General features: G+C 31.6%; 14 protein-coding genes. 13 read left to right on the forward strand and 1 reads right to left on the reverse strand.

Annotated elements, in window-relative coordinates:
• Positions 1 to 112 precede the first annotated feature (112 nt).
• From GAN53_RS03625 to GAN53_RS03650, 6 genes are all read left to right on the forward strand, one after another.
• Positions 113 to 1,579: an ATP-binding cassette domain-containing protein gene (locus tag GAN53_RS03625; RefSeq protein ID WP_151409625.1), complete on the forward strand. Its 1,467-nt coding sequence runs from the start codon at positions 113 to 115 to the stop codon at positions 1,577 to 1,579.
• Between the two features lie 175 nt (positions 1,580 to 1,754).
• The gene (locus GAN53_RS03630) at positions 1,755 to 3,110 is read left to right on the forward strand and encodes a sugar ABC transporter substrate-binding protein (protein ID WP_151409626.1); all 1,356 of its coding nucleotides are present in this window, start codon (positions 1,755 to 1,757) and stop codon (positions 3,108 to 3,110) included.
• A gap of 42 nt (positions 3,111 to 3,152) precedes the next feature.
• Positions 3,153 to 3,560: a hypothetical protein gene (locus GAN53_RS03635; RefSeq protein ID WP_151409627.1), complete on the forward strand. Its 408-nt coding sequence runs from the start codon at positions 3,153 to 3,155 to the stop codon at positions 3,558 to 3,560.
• A 6-nt stretch (positions 3,561 to 3,566) separates the two neighbouring features.
• Complete coding sequence (locus tag GAN53_RS03640) at positions 3,567 to 5,582, forward strand: ABC transporter permease subunit (RefSeq protein WP_151409628.1); 2,016 nt, start codon at positions 3,567 to 3,569, stop codon at positions 5,580 to 5,582.
• A 1-nt stretch (position 5,583) separates the two neighbouring features.
• Positions 5,584 to 6,483, forward strand: a complete 900-nt coding sequence (locus GAN53_RS03645) for a sugar ABC transporter permease (protein ID WP_151409629.1) — start codon at positions 5,584 to 5,586, stop codon at positions 6,481 to 6,483.
• Between the two features lie 9 nt (positions 6,484 to 6,492).
• Positions 6,493 to 7,578, forward strand: a complete 1,086-nt coding sequence (locus GAN53_RS03650) for an ABC transporter ATP-binding protein (protein WP_099321316.1) — start codon at positions 6,493 to 6,495, stop codon at positions 7,576 to 7,578.
• Between the two features lie 46 nt (positions 7,579 to 7,624).
• On the opposite strand, the gene GAN53_RS03655 is transcribed toward GAN53_RS03650, so the two are convergent.
• On the reverse strand, positions 7,625 to 8,089 hold the full coding sequence (locus tag GAN53_RS03655) for a methylated-DNA--[protein]-cysteine S-methyltransferase (protein WP_151409630.1): 465 nt from the start codon (positions 8,087 to 8,089) through the stop codon (positions 7,625 to 7,627).
• A gap of 120 nt (positions 8,090 to 8,209) precedes the next feature.
• On the opposite strand from GAN53_RS03655, the gene GAN53_RS03660 reads away from it, so the two are divergent.
• The 7 genes from GAN53_RS03660 (at position 8,210) to manA (ending at position 15,708) form a co-directional block, all read left to right on the forward strand.
• Entirely contained in the window at positions 8,210 to 9,508 is a 1,299-nt protein-coding gene (locus GAN53_RS03660) for a glutamate-cysteine ligase family protein (RefSeq protein WP_151409631.1), read from the forward strand.
• Positions 9,495 to 10,856 carry a DNA repair protein RadA gene (gene radA / locus GAN53_RS03665; RefSeq protein WP_151409632.1) on the forward strand — a complete coding sequence of 454 codons (1,362 nt, stop codon included), beginning with the start codon at positions 9,495 to 9,497 and terminating at the stop codon, positions 10,854 to 10,856. The genes GAN53_RS03660 and radA overlap by 14 nt, the downstream gene beginning before the upstream one ends.
• A 217-nt stretch (positions 10,857 to 11,073) precedes the next feature.
• A complete protein-coding gene (locus tag GAN53_RS03670; protein ID WP_151409633.1) occupies positions 11,074 to 12,600 on the forward strand; it encodes a hypothetical protein in 1,527 nt (508 codons plus the stop codon).
• A gap of 96 nt (positions 12,601 to 12,696) precedes the next feature.
• Positions 12,697 to 13,503 (forward strand): hypothetical protein, encoded by an 807-nt coding sequence (locus tag GAN53_RS03675; RefSeq protein ID WP_151409634.1) that lies wholly within the window; start codon positions 12,697 to 12,699, stop codon positions 13,501 to 13,503.
• Entirely contained in the window at positions 13,496 to 13,891 is a 396-nt protein-coding gene (locus GAN53_RS03680; protein ID WP_151409635.1) for an HIRAN domain-containing protein, read from the forward strand. Before GAN53_RS03675 ends, GAN53_RS03680 begins: the two co-directional genes overlap by 8 nt.
• Positions 13,892 to 13,894: 3 nt before the next feature.
• Entirely contained in the window at positions 13,895 to 14,761 is an 867-nt protein-coding gene (locus GAN53_RS03685) for a D-alanyl-D-alanine carboxypeptidase family protein (RefSeq protein WP_151409636.1), read from the forward strand.
• An 8-nt stretch (positions 14,762 to 14,769) separates the two neighbouring features.
• Entirely contained in the window at positions 14,770 to 15,708 is a 939-nt protein-coding gene (manA, locus tag GAN53_RS03690) for a mannose-6-phosphate isomerase, class I (RefSeq protein WP_151409637.1), read from the forward strand.
• The last annotated feature ends 256 nt before the right edge of the window (positions 15,709 to 15,964 follow it).

The following is a 15,964-nucleotide window of genomic DNA, read 5'->3' on the forward strand; positions in this document are numbered from 1 at the left end:
GGGAAAAACAATAATAATTTGTCAAATTATAAAGTATGTGTTACAATAAATGAGTTGTTTGTTAATGATTAGTTAAAATAGCTGATCGCTGTATTTTATTAAAGGAGACCTTATGCTTAGATTTTTTAAATATACTGACAAAAAAGAATTTATTAAGCTTTTTGTCGTTAGAGTTATTGTTATCTTGTCTATGCTTCTTAGTCCCATGCTTATCGCATCGGCTATTGATTCTGCTATTAGAAAAGACCTCGAAGCTACTACAAAATACATTATTTGCATAGTTTTTCTAGATGTTTTTATACATATTTTTTATGTTTTAGAAGATTATCTGTTTGGCAAAAACGATATGAAAGCTTATATCAATCAATTTTCAAAGATCAACCAAGCTGTAAAATTTTACGATAGCAAAAAATACAATATAGATGATGGTAGAATTGCTCAGGAATTGGGACAAAATTTTGAAATTGTTCAACCTTTTATTTACAAAAACACCCTAAGAATTATTTTAAACACCATAAAATTCATAGGAACTTGTATAATAGTTTATTTTATTTCGCCCTATCTTTTGTTGGCTTTTTTGATAATAATCCCAATTTCAGCCTTTGTTTCCTACAAAAGCGAAGAAAAAATTGCAGAATTTTCCTCAGATCATCTTGACGATATGAAAACTATCAAAGGTTTCATCATAAGCCAAAAAAATTTGTCCAAAGAAGAAAGATTTCTAGAAAAAAGACAACTTCCAGATATAAAAACTTTTTATAAGACTTTTAAGGATAACTTGATCAAGAAAATAAAGTATGAAAGTGTAATTTATAATATTTTTGTCTATGGAACTTTAAACTTTGCCATAACTTTAAGTACAATCATATCTGTAATTTTGATAATTAAAGGTCAGATGACAGCCGGTTCTTATGCTGCAGTTTCAATATATATAAGCAATCTTTGGGATCCTATGCTAGATCTTTTCAATATAAGACGAGAATATGTTTCCGGTAAGCCTGCCATGGAAAGCTATGATGAATTTTTAAATCTTTCAAAAGTGGAATTTCTTCATGAAAAAGTTAATGATATAGAAATAAAAAATTATGTAAGTCTTGGCAAAGATGGCCAAAAACTTCATGAGGCAAAAACATTTAGATTTGAGAAAAATAAAATCAACCTAATAGTTGGAGATAATGGTATAGGGAAAACGACACTAGTCGAAGCTATACTAAATTTAACTAGTAGATATGATGGGGAAATTACGATTAATGGAAAAATTGTAGACAAAAACTTAAATATTTTGTATGAGGACATGGTTTATATACCAGCAGATCCAATAATAAGTGAGTATGGATTTTTAAAAGAAAAAGCCAATAATTCCTCAGGGCAAAAGAAACTTTGCCAATTAGAAAATGCAATCCTTACAAAAAAATCAGTATATATTTTTGACGAACCAACTAACTTTTTAGATTTTTCGGTAAAATCTGATGTCATTAATTTGATAAAAAATCTCCTATCAGATGAAAAAATTGTCATAGTCATAAGCCATGACAGTATCTTTTTAGAAGAAAATGATATTAATTTAATAAAAATATAAATATTTCTTATAGATGTTTAAAAAAACTAGCAATTTACTTGCTAGATTTAGTTTTATTTTTTAAATATTTTTATAAAGTTAACTTATTGAAATATTTCGTTGACTTTAAAACAATAATTAATTATAATAGAACTATAATAAACGTTTTCATTACGTTAATATATAGGAGGATTCAATGAATAAAACATTTAGAGGTCTTATGGCATTGTCATTAGCTTTCATATTAGGAGCTTGTGGCGGTGGCAAAGACGCAAACAAAGATACCGATAAGGATCAAAAACCAGAAACAGAAACTAGCGAAACTGCAGAACCAACAGACGTTAGTGGCAAAATTTCAGTTCAAGTAGAAGAAGCTTGGCTACCACATTATGAAGAAGCCGCTAAAAGAGTTAAAGATAAATACCCAGATGCAGAAATTGAATTAAAAACCATTGCTTCTTTCGATCATCTAGATATCATAGATCAAACAGATGCTTCAAACGAAGACGTTGCTGATTTATTTGCAATTCCAGCAGATAGACTTTATGGTTTGCACAAAAACGATATTTTAGGAGCTATCGATTCACAAACTCTACAAAAAGAAATCGGTGGTTGGGATGACTTTGATAAGGGAATTGGCGGAAACTTCAAAATAGATGATGAATATTTTGCTTTCCCATACAATATCGAATCACTAATAACATATGTTAATACAGCAAATGCTAAAGAGAAAAATGTAGATATTGAAAAACCAATAGAAATAAACGATGTAGCTGACGAAAGTACAGTATTATTCCCATTATTTGATGCTTGGTATGGTGTAGCAGCTACAAACTCTTCAAATATAGAATTATTAGGCAAAGCTGATGACGGCTCACTATTTTCTGATATGACCAAAGAATGGAAAGATTTAGAGCCAGAAAAACAAGCAACAATCAAAGGTCTATATGATTATTGGAAGAAACATCACGAAGCAAAAACACCATTATTTGATGCAGATGCTGGTTGGGCTTATATAGATGGTACATTTACCACTGGCAAAGGTGGAGTTGCTCGTATAGGTGGTGCATGGGATGTTGCAACAATTTCTAAACAAGCAGGCGAAGGCAATTTGGCTATCAAACCAATCGGTAACTTAACACTTGCAGGCAAACCTTTAGCTCACTGGCAAGGTGGTTGGGGACTTGCAATCAATGCAAGAATTGAAGAAGATGAAAACAAAGTTGCTTTAGCAAATGCAATGATAAAAGAAATAGTAAATCCTGAATATGCTGTAGATTTATTTAAAGCAACAGGTAAAATTTTGGAAAATGTAAATGCAGATACTTATGCACAATCTGATTTATCTGATTCTGACAAAGCAGTAATAGCAGCAACAATAGAATCTTACCAAAACTCACCTGCAAGACCTCTATTCCAAGAATGGGGAGATGTTTGGGATACTTATAAAAATGCAATTCTTTCTTGGAACTCAACAGAACCTAAGAATGAAGAAGAAGCTTATAATGAACTAAAAGCATCATTTGATTCTATGATGGCAAACTTTAACTAAAATAAGTAAAAAAGGGCCAAGCAATTGGCCTTTTTAATTACAATGAATAAGTTTAAAAAAGATGAAAAATTCCTGATGAAAATCCTAATAGTATCGGCTTTGATAATATTTTTTATCTCGCTAGAGGCGATAATTTTAGCCAAGGATTATAATAATTTCAATGAATTTAGAAAAAACGTATCAGATATAAGCTACGATGACTATTTAAATTTAATCATAATGAATATGTTTTTGGGTGTCCTAAATCCCATAATCATTTCACTATACACATTTTTTACTATAAAAAAATATGGAATAAACAATATTTACAAGATGTTTTTTGGATTTGCAACGGTTTTATCTTTAGCAAATATTATCTTGCAATTTAGGATAAAATCGATTTTTTATTACTTAGTCATTATCTTACATCTAATCCTATTTTATTTTATAGTAAGTAAAGAAAGGACCTAGGAGCTTATGAAATATCAAAAAGACCTAGTTGATGATCGTGGCAAAACCTATCCTAGGAAAAATGAATACATCAAAGACATAATTGATGGCAAAAATCCTGATAGAAATAGCCACCCATACATCATAAAACTTAACGAATATCAGAAAAAAGAAAAAGAATTACTTGATAAAGCAAAAAAAGAAGCAGATTCTTTAGAAACTAGTACTGAAAACTCAAGTGAATTTAAGGACTTGAATAAAAAGCTTTATATATCAAAGGCTATGGTGGAATTTTATGAAGAAAATTCATATCTTACTTATGATGCAAGCCTAAAAGCTAAACAAGCAGAAATTTACCTAAATCAGATACCTCAAATAATTGAACATGATTTGGATTTAAAAAACAAATTAACCGATAAGTCTAACAAAATTAGCTTATTAAGCGAAAAAGAGCTTAATGATGCAAATGAAAAAATTGCAAAAGAGAAAAAGCTCTTAGAAGAAGAATATCAAAAAAGTCTTGCTAATTTGAAAGAATCTTTTGAGAAAAACCTAATTTCTGCTAAGGCTTACAAAAGCGAAAAAGAAAAGTACAAAAAAAGATTTGAAGATTCGAATAAAGCCATTGAATTTTTAAATCCAAAAAATTCTTTAGAAGAAGAAATAAAAAGTTTAAAATACAAAGTTAAACAAGATGTAAAAGAGCAAAGGAAAATCCTTGCCTCAGATCTTGCAGAAGCTAGACGTAGAAATCCAGTAGAAACTGAAAAAACCAGTCCTTGGAGATCCATCGTTTCATTGCCTTTACCAGGTTTGGGACAACTTTTAAACGGTCAATGGCAAAAAGCCTTGGTATTTTTCCTAGGATCTTTGTTTATCTACCTAATAGCTATTCCTTATGCCCTTGGTTTTGGAAACTATCAAGGCGAGGGAATAAGTGGGCTTATAAGTCTTGCAGCAAATGGTGGAAGACTTGATAGATCAATACTTTTTATGATCGAAGGTATTTTGGCGATAGTATTTTTGCTAATTGCCCTATTTATTCTAATAGTAAGTTTCTTGGATGTTAGAAAAGTTGAAAAAGCTGAAAGTTTAGGCGTTAGACCTAATAACTGGTTTGAATCTGTCAATATTTTGCGTACAGATGGTTTCCCATATTTAATAACTACACCAGCTTTATTAGTTATTATATTTATAGTTTTGGTGCCAATATTTACAGCAATTTTGATATCTTTTACAGATATGAATCCAAAAAATCAAAACAAATTCCATTGGATAGGGCTTGAAAACTATATCACTATAGCTAAGGGCCAAGGAATTGCAGGCCAAGCTTTCTGGAAAATATTTGGATGGACATTGATTTGGACAATAGGTGCATCAACTCTTGCAATTGTTCTAGGCTTTATCTTTGCTCTTCTTGTAAATAACGAGAGAATTAAAGCTAAGAAATTCTTTAGAACTGTATATCTATTGCCATGGGCAGTTCCTGCATTTATAACAATAATGTTCTTTTCAATCATGACTAGTCGTGGCGGAGTATTTTCAGAAACCCTCGGCAGTATTTTTAATACCAGTCTTGATATAAAAAATGACGCTTTCCAAACTAGACTTGCCTTAATTTTAATCCAAGGCTGGCTGGGACATTCATATATATTCCTTTTGACAACTGGAGTTTTGCAAGCTATTCCAAAAGATTTGTATGAGGCTGCAAGTATTGATGGAGCAAATGGTTTAAAGCAAACATTTAAGATAACAATACCTCTTGTGCTTTTCCAAATAGCTCCGATGTTAATCAACCAATACACCTTTAACTTCAACAACTTCTCAATAATTTACTTGTATAACCAAGGTGGGCCATTCAATCCGAAAGTTTACGGTAACTTAGCTGGTTCATCAGATATTTTGATATCTTATATTTACAAGCTAACAATGGAAAGTCAGTATCAAGCAATAGGAGCAGCTATAACCATATTTATTTCTATAATCCTAATAATAATTTCTTACTTAGGCTATAGAAAATCATCTGCTTTTAAGGAGTATTAATATGACAAAGAAAAAGAAAAATAAAGATAATAGTTTATATTTATCAGACCTAACTCCTTTATCAACAGCTGGCAAAATTGCCCTAGGACTTATCTATGTACTATTGATAATCTGGGCAGCAGTAATACTGGTTCCACTATTGATAATGACTATAAGCTCATTTAACTCAAATCAAGGCCAATATATTTCGCTAAATAGTGACTTTATATTTGGTTTGGACAATTTCAAATATTTATTTGAAAAAACACACTTTGTAAGATGGGTCCTAAACACCCTAAAGATTGCAACAATTACAACCTTGCTAACCTTAATATTTGTATCTTTTACAGGTTATGCATACTCAAGATTTAGATTTAAGGGCAAAAAAGCAAGCCTTATGACAATAATGCTTGTTCAAATTATCCCAGCATTTGCAGGAATCACAGCTTACTATGCAATTCATTCCATAGTTTCTGGAATTATTCCAGTATTTTCTAGATCTGCCATGCTAATATTAATTTATGCTGGTGGAGCGATTGCAACTAACACCTTTATCCTAAAAGGTTACCTAGATTCAATCTCACCAGAACTTGATGAGGCAGCAAGAATTGATGGTTGTAGCAATTTCCAAGTTTATAGATTAATAATTATGCCACTTGCTCGTCCTATGCTTGCAATAATTGCTCTTCAATGTTTTATAGGGCCGTTTTTGGACTACATGATGCCAAAAATACTTTTGACAAATCCAAATGATTATACTTTGGCAACAGGATTATTTACCTTGATAAATGATATGAGAACAATGAATCAACCAGCCTTTGCAGCAGGAGGATTCTTATCTGCGATACCAGTTATGCTATTGTTTTTAGCACTACAAGATGAGCTAGTATCAGGGTTATCAAGTGGAGCAGTTAAGGGATAGGAGAATAATATGAGAGTAAGATTAGATAATGTCGGCAAAAAATACGAAGGCCGCGAAAATTTCACCATAAGAAATATTAATCTTGATATAGCTAGTAAAGATTTTTGTGTAATACTAGGACCATCAGGATGTGGAAAATCAACACTAATAAGAATGATTGCAGGTTTAAACTCTATAACAGAGGGAACTTTGTACTTTGGCGATAAGATAATGAACAAAGTAGAGCCAAAGGACAGGGATATAGCTATGGTATTTCAATCCTATGCCCTATATCCACATATGACTTGCTATGAAAATATGGCTTTTTCCTTAAATATGAAAAATGAAAGCAAGGAAATAATCGATCAAAGAGTAAAAAGTGCTGCAAAAGTTTTGCAACTTGAAGATTATCTTTACAACAGACCTTCAGATATTTCAGGTGGTCAAAGACAAAGAGTTGCTTTAGGTCGTGCTATTGTTCGTAATCCGTCAGTATTTTTGATGGATGAGCCATTAAGTAACCTTGATGCCAAACTAAGAGAATCAATGAGAGTGGAGATTGTAAGAATACACAATCAACTAGATACAACAAGTATTTATGTAACCCACGATCAGACAGAAGCTATGACCATGGCAACTAAAATAGTTCTTTTAGATAAGGGTATTGTTCAACAAGTAGGACCACCAACAGAATTTTATCAAAGACCAAACAATCTCTTTGTAGCAGGATTTATTGGCTCACCAACTATGAACATCATAGAAGGAAAGATTGAAAATGGACTATTTGTAAGCAATTCAGGCGAAATGAAAGTTAGACCAAGCGATAAAGATAGCCAAATAATCAAAAATTATGAAGGCAAAAAAGTTTATCTTGGAATAAGAAGCGAAAGATTTATAGCAGAAAAACGCGATTACAACGCTGTAACAGCAACAATAGATGTAATAGAAATGCTAGGCAAAGAACAATTGCTCTATGCTAAATTAAAAGATGGAGTAGATATTGTAATAAGCCAACCTGGATATTACGATTACAAAATAGGTGAAACTCACGATTTCACCCTAGATCCAGAAGCTCTTCATTTCTTTGACGGTGAAAGTACAGAAAGAATAAACTAAAAACCTAAAATTAATATAAGAAAAGCCACTTTTAAGTGGTTTTTTCTTATATATTATTTTTCTCAAGATCGATGAGAAATTTTTTGACAGAAAGCCCATAAGCATAGCCGCAAAGCTTGCCATCACTGCCAATTACCCTATGACAAGGGATAAGAATCATAAGAGGATTTTTGCCAATGGCAGTAGCTACAGGACGAATGGCCCTTGGTCTATTAATGGCATAAGCAATATCCTTATAAGTTTTAGTCTTTCCATAAGGAATGTTACAAAGTTCTTTCCAAACAATTTTTTGAAAATCAGTCCCTTCTAACTTATCTATATCAAAAGCTTTAAAACTTTTTAACTCTCCCTTCAAATATTTTTCTAAGTCCCTAAAGACTTGGTCTGATAAAGATGATCTTTCATTAATCTCAGAAATTCTATCAGTTAATTCGATTTTTTCCAAAAACTTATTATAAGTAATTTTAATAATTCCAATTTTACTAGTATAAAATGCAAATTTTTTATTCATGATAGGCTAATTATAAGTTTATTTTCTCTAAAGTCAAAGATCTTATAAACTTTATTCTTTTCTAAGATATTTTTAAAATTATCGTATAATATATATAAATATAAAATTACGGAGGTAATTATGACCTACGAAGATAAGGTAGAAAAAATTGTCGATTTTATAAAATCTGGCGAAAAAGATGAAAAAGATTTCAAAGTGGGTTTTGAAGTTGAACACTTTGTTGTTGATAAAAATTCTCTTGAAACTGTTAGATATGAGGGAGAAAATGGTATACGCCAATCTTTAGAAGAGCTAAAAGACCTAGGCTATGAGGGAATTTATGAGGGTGAATATATCATGGGACTTCATAAAGATGGAGCTTCTATTTCCATTGAACCTGCAGCTCAATTTGAAATTTCCTTGGATTCTCAAAATTCTATTGATAAATTATTTGAAACTTACAAAAAAACCATGGCAGAAATTATCCCGATTTTTGATAAAAAGGGACAATTGCTAGTTGAAGTTGGCTATCAAGTTAAGGATAAAATCGCTGATATCCCAAGAATTCCAAAAGATAGATACAAATTTATGTATGAATATTTTGAAAAATACGCAGGCCCTATGGCCCACAATATGATGAAAGGTTCTGCAAGTTTGCAAGTTGCCATAGATTATTCTGATGAAGATGATTTTAGGAAAAAATATTTCCTTGCTAACGCTCTTACTCCATTTTTCTATAGTATTTTTGACAATGCTTATATTTTTGAGGGAGAAGTTTACGAAAATCACAATATTCGCCAGACTATTTGGGAAAATTGCGATAAGGATAGGACGGGAATTTATCCGTTTTCTTTTGATAATGACTTATCTTATGAAAAATACGCCAAAAAAATTCTTGCAACACCATCCATTTTTATAAAAAAAGATGGCAAGGACATTGCAACCAATGAAAAAACTTTTGAGGAAATTTTTGATCAGGATATGAGCGATGAGATGGTTTTTCATGCCCTATCAATTGTATTTCCTGATGTAAGAGTTAAAAAATATATCGAAATTAGAATGCCTGATAATTTGCCTTTCCCATACAACTTTGCAGCGGTAAGTTTAATAAAAAATATTTTCTATGATAAGGAAGTTTTGGATTACGCTTACAATCTTTTGGCTGGCTTTACTTACCAAAAAGCACAAGATTTGAAAAAAATCACAGTTCTTAGGGGCATCCAAGCCATGTATGAAGATAAGAAAATTTATGAGTGGATGCTTGAAATTATAGGCAAAATCAAAGAAGATAGAAAATATATAGATCCACTTAAAGATTTGCTAGAAGAGCAAAAAACTCCAAGAGATTTATACGAAGAACTTTATAAGGAAAGTCCACAAAGAGCAATTTATGAATTTTCTGTAAATAAATTTGTAAAGGATAATAATGGCGAAAATTAAAAAGGCTTACCAGTGCACCAATTGTGGCCACAGCCAAGGAGTTTGGGCAGGTCAATGCCCTTCTTGCAAAAAATGGGGAAGCCTTGTAGAAGTTGTCGTAAAAGAAGAAAAAAATCAAAATATAATTTTTGAAGAAAATAAGGCCAAGAAATTAAAGTCAATCGAGGTTAATAAAGATCTTAGAATTAAATCTTCATACAAAGAATTTGACAGAGTTATGGGCGATGGACTTATCAGAGATAGCGTTTCAATTCTTACCGCAAGACCTGGAGCTGGAAAATCCACGCTTTTGCTTCAATTATCCAAATCCTATGCGGATATGGGATTAAAGGTTCTTTATGTTTCTGGAGAAGAAAGCGAAAGCCAAATAAAATCAAGAGCTGATAGGATTATGGCAAAATTGCCAGAAAATGTTTGGATTCTTTCTACAAATTCTATGGATCAAGCTATAAGTGAAATCAAAAAAATCGATGCTGACATAGTTTTTTTGGATTCCATTCAAACTTTTAGCCTTAGAGAATTTGACAACAAACAAGGAAGCCCAACCCAAACCATAGAAGTTGCCAACAAAGCAGTAGAAATCGCCAAAGATCCAAAAAAGAAAAGAGCGATTATTATGATTGGCCACATGACCAAGGCAAATGAAATGGCTGGACTTAGAACACTTGAGCATTTGGTAGATACAGTTTTAATCTTAGATGGAGAAAGTGACGAGGACCTTAGAGTTTTAACCACTAGCAAAAATAGATTTGGCAGAACTGGAGAGATTGGTTTATTTTCCATGACTGAAGACGGACTTTTAGAAATTTCAAATCCCAGCCAATATTTCATAAGCCAAAGAGATAATGATGTTGAAGGCTCTGCAATTGCAGTAACCAAAGAAGCTTCCAGATTATTAGAAGTTGAAATTGAATCATTAGTTAGCAAATCTTTCTTGCCATATCCCCAAAGAATAGGAGATAGCCTTAGAAAAGATGAGCTTAATACTCTAATTTCAATTCTCCAAGAGCGATCAGGTCTAAATTTATTTGACTACAATGTTATAATAAAAACCACCGGTGGCCTCAAACTTTCAGAGCCGTCAGTAAATCTTGCCATCATGGTTTCAATTGCCTCATCATTTTTAAAAAAATCCGTATCCGACAAAACAGTCTTCATAGCAGAAGTGGGTCTAACAGGCGAGCTAAAAAAAGTTCCGCAAATTCGCCAAAGATTAAAAGAATTAGAAAGATTAGGTTATGAAAAATGTTTTATAGCCAAAAACTCCCTTGATATTAGCGAATTTAAAAGCTTAAAAGTAATCGAACTTGCAAATATAAGAGAAGTCTTAGAAGTTTTGTTTGGATAAGCAAAAAATAAAAATAAAGAAAAAAATAGGTCTTGATGTAACTATTTAATCTGGGTATAGATTAAAAAGTTCACGTCAAGGCCTGTTTTTATGAAAAAATGTAAATAAAAATTCGAAAGTTGTTTATTTTTATCATTGTTGGTGGTTTAATATAATAAAGAAGAAAAATTTTTCTAAGCAAAAAAATTAAGCGAGCAAAATAAAAAAGGAGGAAATTATGGGCAAAAGATTTTTTAAAATATTGGTTTTTCTGCTTCCGATATTTTTAATATCTTGTAAGGGCGAAGATAAGACAAATCAAGAAGATAAGAAAATAGTAGAAAATAATGCAAAGGAAAATTTAAAAAAAGAAGCTTCCAAAGAAAATAATGAATCTGAAGAAAAAACTGAGAACAAAGAAGAAAGCAAGGATGATTTGCCAAAAGAAGACGAGTCTGGAGTAAAAAAAGACTTAAAAGTCGTAAGTGGTGGCAAAGCAGGAACTATGTCAAACTTAGTAGTTGATAGGGAAGTTTGGAATGATTTTATTGAAGAAAAAGATAAAAAATCCGCTCAACAACCAGTAGATGGCATTCATGTACCAAAAATTTTGCTGGATTCTGCCGATGCTAAAAAAGCTAATGAGGATATAGATAAGATTGTCCAATACATAAAAGAACAATACAAAACTTCCTTGGAAAATAGAGAAGAAGATAACGAATTCTTAGGAATTTACAGCGAATTTCAAGCTTATGAAGATGACAAAATTCTAAGCCTACATATGCAAATAACTAATACCTGGGATGTAGGAAATACCCAGCATAAAATTTATAATTTTTCTCTAGCTGATGGAAAATTAATAAATGACGATGAACTTTTGGAAAATTTTGCTATTGGAAAAGACGATAAGCTAAGCTTGATGGAAAAAAGTGTTGATTCTAGATATCAAAAACTTATCGACCAATATGATTCAAGACTAACAGAAACAGCGTATTTTGATAATATCGCCAAGTTGGAAGGTCTTGCTTTAAATGATTTGTGGGATGATAAAGAACTAGGAGATAATAGATTTTTTGTAGATGAACTTGGAAATATAATGTTCCTATATCATTTCTATACTGATGCATGTGAAGGCAAATTTACAGATGTCGTAAAACTTCAGGGAAAAGATCTAAATCCTAGCATATATGCAGATGAATTTGTGAAAATGGCAAGAACAATGGGCTTAGATCCAAATGATAAAAAGATAAAAGCCTTTATAATTCCTATGGGATACGCCCAAGCAGAAGATGAGCTTGAAGTTGTTTTGAAAAAACTATACCAATGGCAAACAGTATATAATGAGTATGCAGATCCTAGATTGATTTTGCAAACAACATGCGATGCGAGCATTGACCTAACTGGAACAGATTATTATCTGATAGTACCAAAATGGAAAATGGCAACAGTAAGCCTTAAAGAATTGCAAACTTCAGAAGATGGTAAAACGAGTGAAGTTGAGAATTATCTTTTAGATAGAGTTTCACAAAGATCGACTACTCTAATTTGTCAAAATCCAAGTGAAGTTGTCCCAAATTCTAAGATAAAACTTAGATATAGGGATGAAAAAATTGAGTTTTCTCCAATGATAAGTCAAAAAGACGGAAATTTGGAACTACCAGAAGGAATTATTGATGCAGATAATATTTTAGGCTGGGACAATGACCAGTATGGCTATTCATACACTCTATTTGAACAAATTTTACATCTAATGGGTAGAGGCTAAAAATTATTGGTAAAATTTCTTTATAAAAGTTAAAGATAGGTTATCCTATCTTTTTCTTTGCTCTTGTGGTAAATTCAATATAAGAAAGGCTAAAAAATGACTAATATAATTATTTTCCCACAAGCAAAAAATTCCGCAGATAGGCTGAAAATACTAAAAGAAAAATTACAAGCTTTGATATTAGAACACGATCATTTGCTTTATCAAGAATGTAAGAATCTAAAAGTTCGTTATCTTTTAGAATTTGGGGCTCTAGAATATAGATTTATCGAATTATCGATGAAAAAAGATAGGCTAAAAAGAAAATTAGACTTACTGTATATAAAAATAAACAGAAATGAAAAAATAACAAAAGAATATCTCCTAGAAATAGAAAAATATTTGGATGAGAAACTTTCATCATTTAAAGAAAAATTAAATCAACAAGCAAAAGACCTTGACTGGGCCATAGACTTATCAGAAAAACCTCTTATGAATCCAGAAGAAATGCTAGAATTTAAAAGTAAGTATAGAGATCTTGTAAAAAAACTTCACCCAGACCTAAACAAAGATCTTAGTGCAAGTGATTTAGACTTATACTACAAGGTCGTTGACGCTTACAAAAATGGACAAATTGACCTAATAAGGCTTTACCACGATCTAATTATTGGCAAAGAAGAAACGGATTTAAAAGATGAAAAATTAATAGAACAAGAGATACAGCGAATATCTGAAAGTATTGAAAAATTAAAGGAATCTATAGAAAAAATCAAGGATTCATTTCCCTATGACAAAAAAGATCTTTTGGAAGATGAAAAAGAAATAGAAATTCAAAAAGAAACGATAAAAAATATAATCAAGGCTCTTTTAAAAAATATAGAATACTTAGAAAAAAGAATAGAGGAAATTACAAAAAATGTCTGATATAGAAAAAATTGACCAGGAAAATTTTATAGATATTTTTCACAGGGGTGGCGGAATCGAAGAATTCAAGCCCTACGGAGAAGATATTTTTCTTTTTGATACCTACGTTGCAGGGACAAGTTATATAGAAAATATGGAAAATCTCCAAGAAAAAATCGAAATAGATACCAAGGTAAAATTTTTTAGAGAAATTTACAATGAATATGACGAAAATGCTATAAAAATCTGCCTTACAACAGGAGAAAAAATCGGCTACATTCCACAAGTTGACAACGAAATTTTTGCAAGACTTATGGATAGTGGCAAATATCTCTTTGGCAAAGTTTATCACAAGGAAAAAAAGGGCAGATGGTGGCAAATAGGAATAAAAATTTACTTAGAAGGATAAAATATGAAAAAAAGATCACTGGCAATTTTAATTTTGCCACTAGCAATAATAATTTTATTTGTAATATGGAGAAACCAGCAAAATATGAAAAAAATTGCTAAATTTAACTCCAAGGCTATTTATGTATACAATCTAACAGATGATAAGGAAGTTTTGGCAGTAAATGAAAACGAAAAATTGCCTATGGCATCTCTTACCAAAATGATGACAGTTCTTGTAAGCCTTGAAAAAATCCCCGATATTTCCGCAAAAACAACTGTCGATACCCAAAGCTATCAAAGACTTATCGACGAAAATGCTTCAATGGCTGGTTTTTATGGTGGGGAAGAAGTATCTTACAGAGATTTGCTCTACGGGGCAATGTTGCCATCAGGAGGCGAAGCTGCCGATAGTCTTGCCATAAATATCTCAGGTTCAATTTTGCAATTTACAGGCCTTATGAACGATAAAGCCAAAGAATTAGGACTAACCAACACTCATTTTCAAAATGCAGATGGAATGGATGAGCCGGGTCATTATTCATCAGCCAAAGATATGGCAATGCTTCTAAAAGAAGCTTTGAAAAATGGAGATTTTAGAGCGATTTTCACCAAAAAAGATTTCACATCTAGTCAAAGCCCTGATCATCCAATGGGAGTTTATATGCAAAGCACAGTCTTTACAAAACTTGAAAATTACGAACAAAATGGCTTTGAAATAATAGGTGGCAAATCCGGAACGACAGAAAAAGCCGGACTTTGTTGGATAAGTCTAGCATATAAAAATGGCTGTGAATATATAGTAGTTACAATGGGTGCACCATATACAGATATCAACAATACTGGCGATGGACAAATAAAAGATACTCTAAGTATTTTAGAAGATTTATAGGAGCTAATATGCAAAAAGTTTTAATCTTAGAAGGTAAATTCTTAGAAAAAATTTGGGGCGGACAAAGACTAAAAAGTGAATTTGCTTATCAGATAGAAGGGGAAAATATAGGCGAATATTGGGCAATTTCAGCCATGGAATCCTATCCGTCAATAGTTACAAATGGTAAATTAAAGGGAGAAAATCTTAAAGATATATACAAAAATCATGGGCAATTATTTGGAAATTCAAATGATAAAGAATTCCCTCTTTTGGTAAAAATAATCGATGCCAAAGACGACTTGTCAATCCAAGTTCATCCAGATGATCAAATGGCAGAAAAAATTGAAAATTCTCTCGGCAAAAGCGAATGTTGGTATATCCTAAATGAAAATGAATCATCAATAATCTACGGAATAAATGCCAAAAATAAAGAACAAGCCATAAAACTAATAGATGAAGAAAAATGGGATGAGCTGTTAAAAGAAGTAAAAGTAAAAAAAGATGATTTTTTCTACGTTCCAGCAGGCACAGTTCATGCCATCAAAAAAGGCTGTTTAATATTAGAAATTCAACAAGCATCAGATCTTACCTACAGGCTTTATGATTATGATAGGATAGATAAAAATGGCAAAATGCGAGAGCTTCATCTTGAAAAATCCAAAGAAGCCATAAAAATAAATGAGCTAGAAAATAAAAAAGAAATAGAAAAATTTGACACTTATCAAAAAACAGAACTAACAGCAAATGAATTTTTCCAAGTAAGAAAATATCAAATCAAAAGCAAAACAAAATTAAAAAGGGAAAATCCCTATCTCCTAGAAGCAGTAATAGAAGGCTCAGGCAAGCTAATAGTAGATGATGAAACCTACCCAATAAAAAAGGGTGACTTTTTTATATTAACAAATGAGGTTGACGATTACTATTTTGATGGAGAGATTACAGTTGTTGAGAGTAATTGTAATTAGGATTTAAAAAAATATAAGACATTTTATGTTTTGTTGAAATTTTAAAATTTAGACTTCGCCTTTGGAGGGCGGCTATAAGATTGAGTAAAAAAAATCAAGAAAAAACATATAAATATTTTTTTATTGTAAATTATTAAATGATTTAATATCTTTTAAGTTTTCGCTTTATTAATAAATTGCCTCCGTTCTTGGGGCGTAGGGACGAGGGGTTACGGAGACCCCTACGTCCCTTCCCCCAAACCCCCTTACCCTTGTT

Source organism: Anaerococcus sp. Marseille-P9784 (genome assembly GCF_902500265.1).
Classification (GTDB): Bacteria; Bacillota; Clostridia; order Tissierellales; family Peptoniphilaceae; genus Anaerococcus.

Coding starts and splice junctions, on each gene's coding strand:
- GAN53_RS03625 (WP_151409625.1), top strand. CDS start 113: ATGCTTAGATTTTTTAAATATACTGACAAAAAAGAATTTATTAAGCTT.
- GAN53_RS03630 (WP_151409626.1), top strand. CDS start 1,755: ATGAATAAAACATTTAGAGGTCTTATGGCATTGTCATTAGCTTTCATA.
- GAN53_RS03635 (WP_151409627.1), top strand. CDS start 3,153: ATGAATAAGTTTAAAAAAGATGAAAAATTCCTGATGAAAATCCTAATA.
- GAN53_RS03640 (WP_151409628.1), top strand. CDS start 3,567: ATGAAATATCAAAAAGACCTAGTTGATGATCGTGGCAAAACCTATCCT.
- GAN53_RS03645 (WP_151409629.1), top strand. CDS start 5,584: ATGACAAAGAAAAAGAAAAATAAAGATAATAGTTTATATTTATCAGAC.
- GAN53_RS03650 (WP_099321316.1), top strand. CDS start 6,493: ATGAGAGTAAGATTAGATAATGTCGGCAAAAAATACGAAGGCCGCGAA.
- GAN53_RS03655 (WP_151409630.1), bottom strand. CDS start 8,089: ATGAATAAAAAATTTGCATTTTATACTAGTAAAATTGGAATTATTAAA.
- GAN53_RS03660 (WP_151409631.1), top strand. CDS start 8,210: ATGACCTACGAAGATAAGGTAGAAAAAATTGTCGATTTTATAAAATCT.
- radA (WP_151409632.1), top strand. CDS start 9,495: ATGGCGAAAATTAAAAAGGCTTACCAGTGCACCAATTGTGGCCACAGC.
- GAN53_RS03670 (WP_151409633.1), top strand. CDS start 11,074: ATGGGCAAAAGATTTTTTAAAATATTGGTTTTTCTGCTTCCGATATTT.
- GAN53_RS03675 (WP_151409634.1), top strand. CDS start 12,697: ATGACTAATATAATTATTTTCCCACAAGCAAAAAATTCCGCAGATAGG.
- GAN53_RS03680 (WP_151409635.1), top strand. CDS start 13,496: ATGTCTGATATAGAAAAAATTGACCAGGAAAATTTTATAGATATTTTT.
- GAN53_RS03685 (WP_151409636.1), top strand. CDS start 13,895: ATGAAAAAAAGATCACTGGCAATTTTAATTTTGCCACTAGCAATAATA.
- manA (WP_151409637.1), top strand. CDS start 14,770: ATGCAAAAAGTTTTAATCTTAGAAGGTAAATTCTTAGAAAAAATTTGG.